The organism is Eubacterium sp. MSJ-33 (genome assembly GCF_022174665.1).
Classification (GTDB): Bacteria; Bacillota; Clostridia; order Lachnospirales; family Lachnospiraceae; genus Coprococcus_C.
Map to the genome: position 1 here is coordinate 384,546 of NZ_CP076562.1, position 12,437 is coordinate 396,982.

A 12,437-nucleotide genomic window follows, 5' to 3' on the forward strand; every position below is an offset into this window, starting at 1 on the left:
TTTCGTGTGCGTGTGTTATTATTGCGACGAATTGAATTCATAATATACGGTGCCGTGGAGCTTTTTTGTTTGAAAAGCAGACATGTGTTAAAAGGGAAGCAGGTGGAAGTCCTGCACGATCTCGTCACTGTAAGCCGGGAGTATACATTCGATATCGGAAGATAACCACTGGCCGCAAGGCTGGGAAGGGGAATGTGTATGCGGATCGGTAAGTCAGGAAACCTGCCGTGTATTGGTACAGGAAGGATTTCCAGATCACGAGTAATTGGTCGTACCGTTGTAGATTAAGTTCTATGGCCTGTTACTCCGTCAGTTTGTGATTTCGCTGGCGGTTTTTTTCTGTGCGTCTGAATTGATTCTTAACAAGTGACTGGATAAAAAACAAAAGGAAAGAGGTACAGAAAATGAAGAAATCGAAATTAAGCGTAGCATTCCTTACAGCATGTATGGCAGCAACTCTGCTTGCAGGATGTGGAGACAAGAAGACAGAGACAACAGAGGCAACGACGGAAGCAACCACAGAGGCAACTACAGAAGCTGCAACGACAACAGAGGCAACAGTTGCAGATGCAACTGCATCTGAGGCAGAGGACGATGAGAATTATGAGACAGGAGATGCATCATTGGATAATGTTCGTAATCAGGATGAAATTGGTGACAACGAACTGCTTGTTGTAAGCTTTGGTACAAGCTTTAACGACAGCCGTCGTCTGACAATCGGCGCAATCGAGGATAAGCTTGATGAAGAATTCGGTAAAGATTATTCCGTCAGAAGAGGCTTTACAAGCCAGATCATCATTGATCATGTAAAGAGCAGAGATGGCATTACCATTGATAATATGACAGAAGCGCTTGACCGTGCGGTTGATAACGGCGTTAAGAATCTTGTAATCCAGCCGACACATCTGATGAACGGCCTGGAGTATACAGATGTTGTAAATGAAGTAGGCGATTATGCAGATGCATTTGATCAGGTTGTAATCGGTGATCCGCTTCTTACAAGTGATGAGGACTTCGATGAGGTTGTGAAGGCTATCACAGATGCAACAGCTGAGTATGATGATGGTGAGACAGCCATCTGCTTCATGGGACATGGTACAGAGGCAGACAGCAACGAAGTATACCAGAAGATGCAGGATAAGCTGACAGACGCCGGCTTTGAGAACTATTTCGTAGGTACGGTTGAGGCAACTCCTTCTGTGGATGATGTACTTGCGAAGGTACAGGCAGGCGATTACAAGAAGGTTGTTCTTGAGCCTTTGATGATTGTAGCCGGTGACCATGCAAACAACGATATGGCTGGTGATGAGGAAGGTTCCTGGAAGACAACATTCGAGGATGCAGGTTATGATGTAACATGTCTCGTTCGTGGTCTTGGTGAGCTTCCGGCAATTCAGGATATCTTTGTAAAGCATGCACAGGCAGCTATTGACAAATTAAACAAATAATAGAATAAACGCGAGGAATCAATCGTGAAGAAATGGAATGTAAGTCTTGCAGCAGGCGTGGTACTTGCCTGCCTGCTTGCAGGATGCGGAAAAAATGATACAACACAGGAGACAACTGCCGCGGCTGCGACGGAGGCCGTGACAACAGAGCAGGTGGCTACAGCAGATGCACAGATTGCAACCGGTTCGGATCTGGCATCGGCAAGTGACGTGGTAGAGGATTGGATGGTTCCGATTCCGGCAGAAAATGTCGCAGATGGTGAATATGACATCGAGGTTGATTCAAGTTCTTCGATGTTCAACATTACTGCCTGCAAGCTCACGGTAGCAGACGGCAAGATGACCGCCGTTATGACGATGGGCGGAAAAGGCTATCGGTATCTGTATATGGGTACCGGGGAAGATGCAGTTGCTGCAGATGAGTCAGAGTATATCCCATATGTAGAGGATGCAGATGGCGCGCATACATTTACAGTTCCTGTGGATGCGCTGGATGAAGGCGTTGCATGTGCCGCATTCAGCAACAAAAAAGAAAAATGGTATGAGCGGACGCTGGTGTTCCGTTCCGATTCACTTCCGGCTGGAACCATAGATAATCCATCGATGAAAACGGCAGAGGATTTAGGAATCGCCGATGGCGAATATACAGTTGAGGTAACCCTGTCCGGAGGCTCCGGCCGTGCAACGGTGGAAAGCCCAACAACGATCAAGGTGGAAAATGGAATCGCGACTGCAACGATTATCATGAGTTCTTCAAACTATGATTATGTGATTGTCGGTGAGGAGAAGTATCTGCCGGTCAATACGGAAGGAAATTCTACATTTGAGATTCCGGTTACCGGATTTGACTACAATATGCCGATTTCAGCAGATACGACTGCGATGAGTACGCCACATGAGATCGACTATACATTATATTTTGATTCTAAAACAATAAAGTAAGGGTGTTGGATTTGAGACGAGGAAGAAGAATTCTTTTTTTACTCCTGTTCGCCCTGTTATGTACGTTCCCCTGTGCTTGTGCAACACAGGGGAATGTTGCATATACAGAGGATGAAGGACCAAAAGAGACAGTGACAGATGCATCCGCATTGGATGCAGATATCCGATGGGATGACTTGAAAATAGAAAATAGTATGGAATTAAGCTATGCGACACAGTTTTCCGTGGATTATTATACAGGTGGGTATAAACTTATTTCCGTTTCTGATATCGGCGATTACCTGCTTGTGCCGGATGGTAAGAATGTACCGGAGGGGCTTCCTTCGGATATTTCAGTGATTGATGGAACACCGAAGCATGCATATCTGGCTGCAACGTCCGGCATGGATTTTATTGTGAAGATTGGGTGTCTGAATCACCTTTCGTTCTCCGGTACGAAGGAAGATGGCTGGTATATCCCGGAGGCAAAGCAGGCGATGCAGGCAAAGACGCTTGCCTACGCAGGCAAATACAATGCGCCGGATGTGGAGCAGATGCTTGCCGGGGATTGTGATCTTGCTATCGAGTCGACGATGATCTTGCACAATCCGGAGGTAAAGGAGCAGTTAGAGGCGTGTGGAATCCCTGTGATCGTGGAACATTCAAGCTATGAGACGGATCCGCTTGGCAGACTGGAATGGGTGAAATTCTATGGCGCATTGTTCGATGCGGAGGATGCTGCAGAGCAGTTATTTGAGACAGAGACAGCGAAGACCGCTGACATTCTGACCGAGACCCCGACCGGAAAGACGGTTGCATTTTTCTACGTGACAACAAACGGTGGTGTCAATGTGCGTAAGTCCGGTGATTATGTATCAAAGATGATCGAGCTTGCAGGTGGAACCTGTATTACCTTTGATGATTCGGACGAGAAAAATGCGCTTTCAACTATGACAATCCAGATGGAGACATTCTATGAGCAGGCGAAGGATGCCGACTATATCATCTACAACAGTACGATTGACAGCGAGCTTACGAGCGTATCAGAGCTTTTGCAGAAAAATGCACTATTTTCGGATTTCAAAGCCGTTAAGGAAGGACATGTGTACGGAACCGGAAAAAATATGTTTCAGGAGACGACCGGATATGGTACGATGATCGCAGATATGCATGCGATATTTAACGGACAGGAGATAAAGAGCGATTATTTTTATAAGCTGACAGAGAAATAAGTGGAATCGTGAAATCGATGCATGGAACATATACTATATGAGTTGAAAATGGAATACAGATGAAGACAAAAAAGACACATATTGTAATTACATATATCGTATTATTTGCACTGCTGCTCGGTGCGATCCTGCTATCGCTTTATATCGGCAGCGTATCGATCGCCCCGCGGCAGGTATTCTCCGTATTAACCGGACATGGAACCGATGCGAAGGCGATGCAGATTATTCTGTCGATCCGTCTGCCACGCGTGCTTGCGGCAGCAATCTTAGGAGGTGCACTTGCGGTATCGGGATTTTTGCTGCAGACATTTTTTAGAAATCCGATTGCAGGTCCGTTTGTGCTCGGTATCTCTTCCGGGGCAAAGTTGGTTGTTGCACTTGCGATGATTGTAGGCGTCTCAAATGGTATTACAATGAGTTCGTGGTTTATGATCGCGATGGCATTTATCGGATCGCTTCTTTCGATGTTTTTCGTACTAGCAGTGTCGAAGAAGGTGCAGGAGATGTCTATGCTGGTTGTATGTGGCGTGATGATTGGTTATATCTGTTCGGCAATCACGGATATTGCGGTGACCTTTGCAGATGATTCGAATATCGTGAATCTGCATAACTGGTCACTTGGCAGCTTCGCGGGAATATCCATGGCGCATGTAGAGATCATGACAATCGTTATTGTAGTGGCTGTAGCTGGTTCGTTTCTGTTATCCAAGCCGATCGGGGCATATCAGATGGGAGAAAGCTATGCGCAAAATGTCGGTGTATCCATCCGCCCACTGCGTGTGATGCTGATTTTATTATCCAGTTTATTATCCGCCTGTGTGACGGCATTTGCGGGACCGATTTCGTTTGTCGGAATCGCGGTGCCGCATCTTGTAAAGAGCATGGTAAAAACAACAAAGCCGATCGTGATGATACCGGTCAGTTTTCTTGGCGGTGGTGTGTTCTGCGTGCTGTGCGACTTGCTGGCACGGACAATATTTGCACCGGTTGAGCTATCCATTAGCTCTGTGACAGCGGTCTTTTTAGCTCCGGTTGTGATCTACATGATGGTGAAGGAGAGGGGGCGAAGACATGGCTATGCACAGTGATAATGATTATATGATAACGGAAGAAGCAAGTGTAGGCTATCAGAAGCGCACACTCATAGATCATGTGAATCTCCATGTGAAAAAAGGAGAGATCCTGACCCTGATTGGACCAAACGGCGTCGGCAAATCGACGATCCTGAAAAGTATCATCCGGCAGCTTTCCTTGATTGCAGGAACGGTCAGCGTTGATGGGAAAGAACTGTCTGCTTATGCACTGAAGGAACTGGCGAAGAAGATGGCAATCGTGATGACCGAGCGGATTCACCCGGAACGATATACCTGTTATGATGTTGTGGCGACCGGCCGGTATCCGTATACCGGGAAGATGGGGATGCTGCAAAAGGAAGATGAAGAAAAAATCGAAGAAGCGATGCGGCAGGTGCAGGTCGAAGCGCTTCGGGATCAGGATTTTGAACGGATCAGTGATGGACAGCGTCAGCGTGTGATGCTGGCAAGAGCAATCTGTCAGGAACCGGAGATTTTAGTGTTGGATGAACCAACCTCGTATCTGGATATCCGCTATAAGACAGATTTCCTGTGGCTGCTTCGGACACTTGCGCGGAAACGACAGATGGCAGTTGTGATGTCCCTGCATGAGATCGACCTGGCTCAGAAGATCTCGGACCGTGTTGTCTGTGTGAAGGAACACCGCGTTGACCGGATCGGAACACCGGAAGAGGTCATGACAACCGAATATATACGGGAGCTTTATGCGATGCAGGATGGCGTCTATGATGCGGCGTATGGCAGTGTGGAGTTCCCGAAGCAAAAGGGGGCGGTTCGAACCTTTGTGATTGGTGGGGGCGGATATGGAATCCCGCTTTACCGGAAGCTGCAGCGGCAGGGCATCCCGTGTGCGGCTGGGATTTTACCTGTACATGACCGGGACTATCCGGTTGCGAAGGCGCTCTGCGAGAAGGTATTGGAAATCCCAGTCTTTACGATGCCGGAGGATACGATGATGGCACAGGCAAAAGCGTTGATCGATGCCTGTGAGACGGTGTATTGTCCGTGTACGGAGTTTGGTGTGTGCAATTCGTACAATCAGGAGCTGTATTTTTATGCAAAAAAGCAAAATAAGTTGAAAAATCTTTCAGATTAGACTTTGAAAGCCATCTCTAAAATGCTATAATAACATGAAGTGAGTTTAAAGGTGGAGGAACAGATGGGAGCATCATTAGAAGAAGAGATTAAGAAGAGAAGAACATTTGCAATCATATCCCACCCGGATGCCGGTAAGACAACTCTGACAGAGAAGTTTCTGCTCTATGGTGGTGCAATCAATACAGCCGGTTCGGTAAAGGGAAAAGCAAATTCCAAATATGCGGTTTCCGATTGGATGGAGATTGAGAAGGAGAGAGGTATTTCCGTTACCTCATCCGTACTGCAGTTTAATTATGACGGATATTGCATCAATATCCTGGATACGCCGGGACACCAGGATTTCTCGGAGGATACCTACCGTACTTTGATGGCGGCAGACTCTGCGGTCATGGTGATTGATGCATCAAAAGGTGTGGAGGCGCAGACAATCAAGCTGTTCAAGGTTTGTGTGATGCGTCATATTCCGATTTTTACATTTATCAATAAGATGGATCTTGAATCAAGAGATTCGTTTGAGCTTTTAGATGAGATTGAGAATGTCCTTGGAATCCGGACATGCCCGATCAACTGGCCAATCGGTGCCGGAAAGCGTTTTAAGGGTGTTTACGACCGGGATACAAAGAAAGTATCGATGTTTCAGGCGGTGTCTGTCGGTGGTGCGAAGTCGGCGGCAGAGACCGATTATGATGTGAAAGATCCGGCTTTAAAGGATGCAGTCGGAGATGAGCTTTATGCACAGCTGATGGATGAGATTGAGCTTTTGGATGGCGCAAGCGATGAGTTCGATCAGGAGCTGGTGGATAAGGGAGAGTTATCTCCGGTGTTTTTCGGTTCTGCGCTTACAACCTTTGGTGTGCAGACATTTCTGGAGCATTTCCTGAAGATGACACAAAGTCCGCTTCCGCGTATGTCGGATGCAGGGTTGATTGATCCGATCACAGAGCCATTTTCCGGTTTCGTGTTCAAAATCCAGGCGAACATGAACAAGGCGCATCACGATCGTATCGCATTTATGCGGATCAGCTCCGGTAAGTTTGATGCGACAAAGGAAGTCTATCATGTGCAGAGTGGCAGAAAGCTCCGCTTATCCCAGCCACAGCAGATCATGGCACAGGATCGTAAGGTTATTGATGAAGCATATGCCGGTGATGTCATCGGCGTATTCGATCCGGGGATTTTTTCTATCGGAGATACATTATGTACACCGGGAAAGAAATTTCAGTACGAGGGAATCCCGACCTTTGCACCGGAACATTTCTGCAGACTGGTGCACTTGGATTCGATGAAGCGTAAGCAGTTTATCAAGGGTGTTACACAGATTGCACAGGAAGGTGCAATCCAGATGTTCCAGGATTATACACTTGGAATGTCCGAGATTATCGTTGGTGTAGTTGGCGTACTGCAGTTTGATGTATTAAAATACAGACTGGAAAATGAATATGGATGTGACATCCGCTTAGAGCCGCTTCCATATAATTATATTCGATGGGTAAAGGATCCTTCCACGGATCTGAATAAGCTGTCGAGAATCAGCGACTGCAAGAAGGTCAAGGATATGAAAGACAATCCGCTTTTGCTGTTTGCAAATGAATGGTCTATCCGCCTGATGCTGGAGCATAACGAAGGATTGGAATTAGAAGAATTCCGTAAGAACTAGAGAATCAATAAATTGTGAATCCGGGGTTAATAGTTGTATCAATATTGGGAGAAGCGTTGATATAAAAGGAGAAGGTAACATGATTTTAATCGACACGCAAAAAGAGGAATTTACAAAATTAAAGGACATTCGTATCTTCGAGAAGCTGGATAACGAGCAGAGATACAATGGTGATCTGCTTGTGATCGGGCTGGGAGGCATGGGAAGCCAGGTCGTCTGTGACATGAAGGGTATGCTGATGGGAGAGATCACACCGGAAGATAATATTCATTATCTGATGGTAGATTCGGATATTCCGGCAATGGAGAATATGATCGAGGCAAGCCGGGATGGGATTGGTCTGAATGCAACAGAGATTATCAGTATCTATCGTCCAAATCTGGAGAATCTTCTTGTAAAGGGCATCAAAGAGAATCCGGTGCATCCGAATCTTGCAAACTGGATGCGTGAAGATTTTCCACAGATTAACATTGATACGGATGGTGCAAAGGGGAATCGTCAGATTGGACGGTTGATGTTTTCAAACGCTTATGAAGATATGCGTATGCTGTTATTTGATAAGCTTGAAGAGGCGCATACCCGTTCAAAAACAGGAAAACTGGATATCATTATCGTATCTGGTGTAGCCGGAGGTACAAGTGGCGGCATTCTGACAGATTTAACCTACAATATCCGAGCGTATATTCGTTCTAAGAAATGGAAAGATATCCGTGTCGGAGCCTGCCTGTTGATGCCGGATGTACTTTACAGTAAAAGGGAGATTGTATCGAATCCGGATCTGCTTGCAAACTTAAATGCAAATGGATATGCAACCTTGAAAGAGATTGATTACTATATGCGTTTGACAAGCAAGGATAAGGACGAACGATATACATTTGAGAGTACAACGCATAAGCTTACAATCCGTGAGAATATATTTGATGCCTGTCTGCTTATATCGGGTAAGAAGGATGAGCAGGGCTATATTCCGGATGGAGTTATCTACAGTGATGTAGCTTATTTCCTGACAAAACTTGCTTCCGTCAAACATGTTGGACAGGGTGACGGTGGTGAAAAGGGCAAATTGCTGCGAGATGTATTCTTTGATGGGGAAGATCGGGGATATTATAAGATCATTAATGAATCCGATTATAGGATTCCTATCAAACAGATTGAAAATATTTGTGAATATGAGATTTTCACTGAGGCATATAAGAAGCTTCATGAACTTGCAGAGGATGATCCGCAGGCAAAGGAAGCCAGACAGAAGGTGTTTGGAGAGTTAGATGCTTTCCTGTCTGGAAAACCGGGCGATGAGATCATGCTTTCTGTAAATGGAATCATCCCGATCAAGCAGTTTGAAAAGCCTGTTTACAAGATGATTAAGAAGAACCAGGATGGCCTTCGTGAGAACATGGGACGTCAGCTTACTTCGATGAAGGATCGTATTCCAATTATGATCAAGTCCCTGAAGAATCATGTGCTTGATACGTTAAATGCAGAGCTGGAGTGGTTTATGCAGAAAAAGGGACCATATGCAGTTATGGATATCATCGGCTGTGGCGGTATTGGAAGCAGTGAGAAAGACCGTGGTATGATTGCAGATATTGATCGTCTTTCCGAACTGATGAAACAGTATCAGCCGACCGGGGAATATAGCCGTATTATTGAATCAATCAAGGATATCGTAGCAAAGCGTTTCTTTACCTTTCCATCGGCAAAGCGTGAGACAGAGAATGGATATTATGATGCGTGTGTCAAGGAATGTCTGACTTTGCAGCGAAATATGTTGATAGAGGGTATGAGTGATCAGGATATGTTTGGAGATATTATCCGGTTCTTGCGGGCAAAAGCAGAACGACTGGAAGAACTGTATGCACAGTTCAACGAAGATCTGAAGAATGCAGTAGAGGATCTGGCGGCAAACGGAAAGCGGATTACCGGATTCTTATTAAAAGATGCGAAGCAACAGGAATATCTGCCATCTGATTATATCACAGAGGATCGAGTTGATGAGTTGTACAAGGGCATCGTAAAGCTGCTTGCGGACAATGAAGCAAATATTGACAATGGTCGTATCGTACCTGTAAAACAGGAGATGGAGCGTGTCTATAAAAATATTCTGATTGGTGTGGGAATGTATGCACCGGAAAAGATGATTTCCGTTGCATTTGCAGATAATCGTCCGACTCTGGCAGAACTTAATATGATGTTTGTGTCTCCGACGAATGAGACACGGGCAGAGATTATGGATCGTGCTGCAAAAGCATTTGTGGAAGGAGCCAGTGAGAAGACAGCTAAGAAGAAGTTGTGTATCCTAAAACCTGGATTTAAGGTAAATATCACAAATCATAAGTATATTTCCCTTCCTGCGATTATGCCGTTCTTCAGTGAGGCGGTAACGAAGCTTCTGACAGCACCACCATATAAGGAACAACGCAGTAACATCTCTTTAAATGCCGGTGATGTGGCAATCTCTGTGGATGATATGTATATTGGTGTTCCGCTTTCGATGATTGCGTGTATTGATGATATGCGGAAAGCATATGAAGTTGTTCCGGACAGCTATCTGGGCTTACATATTGATGAAGTAAATAAAGATATGAAGGTAGAGTTCCCGGGTGTTGCATAGACATAGAATAGATGCATGGACATAGAATTAAAGAGTCCATTTTATAAAACTGTAACGGGAACCGGAATCTTCGGAATAAATAAAAAGGATGCTGTAATTTGTAAGAAATTGCAGCATCCTTTTTCTGCTTAAATGTATGTGGTTTACATGTCTGTAAAAGGATTATCCTGTTGTTTTACTATTCTGTTTTGCTATTGTATAGAAGCCTTACTCTTTGGAAAATATTTCCTGCAAGTGATTACGAACAGGATGACCGCAAGTGCGGTAGCAAGGTAATCCGTAACCGGCTGTGCCAATGCAAGCAGTCTGGCGGAATCCGTCGTTGCGTTGATGATAAACAGGATTGGCAGATATAAAAGCCCCTGCCGGCTGATCGACAAAATCAGGGAAGGAAGTGCAGCACCTGTGGACTGGATTGCGTTGATAAATACAAATAACTGTCCAAGGATCGGACCGGATAAAATGTAAATCCGGGAGAAACGGAAACCAAAATCATAGGCGTCAGCATCTTCCAGAAAAGCACTGACTAATCCGTCTGCACCGAAATAGCAGACACACGTCATAATGGCACTTAATATAAATGCAAGTAAAATTGAAAATTTCAGTACGGCAAAATACCGTTTCCGGTTTCCGGCACCGAAGCAGTAGCCAAGTAGTGGCTGGATTCCGGTTCCAAGTCCGATTAACAGCATGACAACGATCATGTTAACCTTCATGGCAACACCAAGTCCGGCAACTGCCATGTCTCCATAGTGAGCCATCAGATTGTTGATGAAGATATTGCTGACACTCATAAGCACGCTGTTCAGCGATGCCGGAATACCAATGGCAAATACGGAACCGGCAATGTTATCTCCGGCTTTGTAATCCTGTAATCGAATCGATAACTGCGATTTTTTTGACAGAAGATGTGATACATAAAACATCGCGGATAATATGTTTCCGATGACGGTTGCAATCGCGGCACCGGCAACATTCCAGCCGAGAAGTAAGATCATGATTGGATCTAATATTACATTTGCCATATTTCCGATAATCATACCGGACATTGCGGTTTTCGCACGTCCTTCGGAACGAATGATATTACTGAATGCGTTACTTATAATCAGAAACGGGATTCCGATGGCGACAATCCGGAGATACTGGGTTGCATATTCTACTGTATCTGCACTTGCTCCGATTGCTTTGCAGACCGGCTTTGCAAAAATTACAATCAAAATCATGGATATAATACCCACAACCAGTCCTGTCCAGAAGCAGAACGCGGAGGCATGCTTCGCACGATCTTCCTGCCCTTCTCCAAGCATACGTGAGATAAAAGATGTTCCGCCGATACCGAATAACATGCCGACAGCCATAAATAATAAGAAAGCAGGAGTTGCGACAGACACTGCCGCAACCATCAGTGCATTTTTTGTCTGTCCAATAAAAAATGTATCAGCGAGATTATAAATCAGAACCATAATCATGCTGATGATCGAAGGGATGACATTGTTTAACACGGCTTTTGGAACCGGAGCATCCCTGAAAATGTCAGTTGTATTCTGTTGCATAATCGTTCTCCTTAGTCTTTGTATTTATTTTAATAGTCAAATACATATGCTAACATATGGATAAACGAGATTCAATGAAAAGATTGAATTTGTGCATTTTTTTTCGTGCATAGTAAAAAATATGTGCATTTATTATGAAAATGTACTATAATATTAAAGACTGTGAATAACTATAGGTCAGAAAGGTAACAAAATGGCAAAGAAATTTTATGCTGTGAAAAGAGGTGTTCGACCGGGAGTATATGAAACATGGTCTGCCTGCGAACCGCTTGTGAAAGGGTTTCCGGGAGCAATCTATAAGAGCTTTCCGACAAGACGGGAAGCGGAGGCATTTGTAGGCGGAGAATGTGTGAAGGAAGAATCAAAGAATACCGATGTGAATATCGCATATGCATTTGTGGATGGTTCTTTCAACAGTGCCACACAGGTATATGGGTATGGTGGATTTCTGATGGATCATGGCATGCGGTATGTCTTACAGGGACATGGCAATGATTCAGAGATGGCATCCATGCGGAATGTGGCAGGTGAGATACTGGGTGCGATGGCGGCAGTGAAGCTTGCAGTGGAAAAAGGATTACCAGAATTGGCAATTTATTATGATTATCTTGGAATCGAGATGTGGGCAACCGGAGGTTGGAAGCGGAACAAGATCGGAACGATTGCATATTATGAATATATGCAACAGGTGAGGGACAAGATCCGTATCACATTTATAAAAGTAAAAGGGCATTCCGGGGTGGATGGAAACGAAGAAGCAGACCGTCTGGCAAAACAGGCAGTTGGTATCACCGAATAGTGTGTGTGAGAGGTTAAATAAAGA

The 12,437-nt window shown here is 44.9% G+C and carries 9 protein-coding genes and 1 riboswitch; of the genes, 8 read left to right on the forward strand and 1 reads right to left on the reverse strand.

What is annotated here, in order from left to right:
- Positions 1-30 precede the first annotated feature (30 nt).
- A riboswitch (cobalamin riboswitch) is annotated at positions 31-244 on the forward strand.
- Between the two features lie 160 nt (positions 245-404).
- From KP625_RS01700 to KP625_RS01730, 7 genes are all read left to right on the forward strand, one after another.
- Entirely contained in the window at positions 405-1,448 is a 1,044-nt protein-coding gene (locus KP625_RS01700; protein WP_370641386.1) for a sirohydrochlorin cobaltochelatase, read from the forward strand.
- A 24-nt stretch (positions 1,449-1,472) separates the two neighbouring features.
- A complete protein-coding gene (locus KP625_RS01705) occupies positions 1,473-2,390 on the forward strand; it encodes a hypothetical protein (protein ID WP_238298953.1) in 918 nt (305 codons plus the stop codon).
- A gap of 11 nt (positions 2,391-2,401) precedes the next feature.
- Positions 2,402-3,601, forward strand: a complete 1,200-nt coding sequence (locus tag KP625_RS01710) for an ABC transporter substrate-binding protein (protein ID WP_238298954.1) — start codon at positions 2,402-2,404, stop codon at positions 3,599-3,601.
- A gap of 59 nt (positions 3,602-3,660) precedes the next feature.
- Positions 3,661-4,689: a FecCD family ABC transporter permease gene (locus KP625_RS01715; protein WP_238298957.1), complete on the forward strand. Its 1,029-nt coding sequence runs from the start codon at positions 3,661-3,663 to the stop codon at positions 4,687-4,689.
- Positions 4,673-5,791: an ABC transporter ATP-binding protein gene (locus tag KP625_RS01720; protein ID WP_238298958.1), complete on the forward strand. Its 1,119-nt coding sequence runs from the start codon at positions 4,673-4,675 to the stop codon at positions 5,789-5,791. The genes KP625_RS01715 and KP625_RS01720 overlap by 17 nt, the downstream gene beginning before the upstream one ends.
- A gap of 63 nt (positions 5,792-5,854) precedes the next feature.
- Positions 5,855-7,450: a peptide chain release factor 3 gene (locus KP625_RS01725; RefSeq protein WP_238298960.1), complete on the forward strand. Its 1,596-nt coding sequence runs from the start codon at positions 5,855-5,857 to the stop codon at positions 7,448-7,450.
- Between the two features lie 79 nt (positions 7,451-7,529).
- Positions 7,530-10,061 carry a tubulin-like doman-containing protein gene (locus KP625_RS01730; RefSeq protein WP_238298962.1) on the forward strand — a complete coding sequence of 844 codons (2,532 nt, stop codon included), beginning with the start codon at positions 7,530-7,532 and terminating at the stop codon, positions 10,059-10,061.
- A gap of 191 nt (positions 10,062-10,252) precedes the next feature.
- Here KP625_RS01730 and KP625_RS01735 read toward each other — a convergent pair whose 3' ends face one another.
- Positions 10,253-11,614, reverse strand: coding sequence for an MATE family efflux transporter (locus KP625_RS01735; RefSeq protein ID WP_238298964.1), 1,362 nt, complete (start codon positions 11,612-11,614; stop codon positions 10,253-10,255).
- A 193-nt stretch (positions 11,615-11,807) separates the two neighbouring features.
- Between KP625_RS01735 and KP625_RS01740 the strand changes: the two genes are divergently transcribed.
- Complete coding sequence (locus tag KP625_RS01740) at positions 11,808-12,413, forward strand: ribonuclease H1 domain-containing protein (protein ID WP_238298966.1); 606 nt, start codon at positions 11,808-11,810, stop codon at positions 12,411-12,413.
- Positions 12,414-12,437: the final 24 nt, after the last annotated feature.

Bases quoted from the DNA above. Each gene is read 5' to 3' on its own strand.
- KP625_RS01700 (WP_370641386.1), top strand. From the start codon at position 405: ATGAAGAAATCGAAATTAAGCGTAGCATTCCTTACAGCATGTATGGCA.
- KP625_RS01715 (WP_238298957.1), top strand. From the start codon at position 3,661: ATGAAGACAAAAAAGACACATATTGTAATTACATATATCGTATTATTT.
- KP625_RS01720 (WP_238298958.1), top strand. From the start codon at position 4,673: ATGGCTATGCACAGTGATAATGATTATATGATAACGGAAGAAGCAAGT.
- KP625_RS01725 (WP_238298960.1), top strand. From the start codon at position 5,855: ATGGGAGCATCATTAGAAGAAGAGATTAAGAAGAGAAGAACATTTGCA.
- KP625_RS01730 (WP_238298962.1), top strand. From the start codon at position 7,530: ATGATTTTAATCGACACGCAAAAAGAGGAATTTACAAAATTAAAGGAC.
- KP625_RS01735 (WP_238298964.1), bottom strand. From the start codon at position 11,614: ATGCAACAGAATACAACTGACATTTTCAGGGATGCTCCGGTTCCAAAA.
- KP625_RS01740 (WP_238298966.1), top strand. From the start codon at position 11,808: ATGGCAAAGAAATTTTATGCTGTGAAAAGAGGTGTTCGACCGGGAGTA.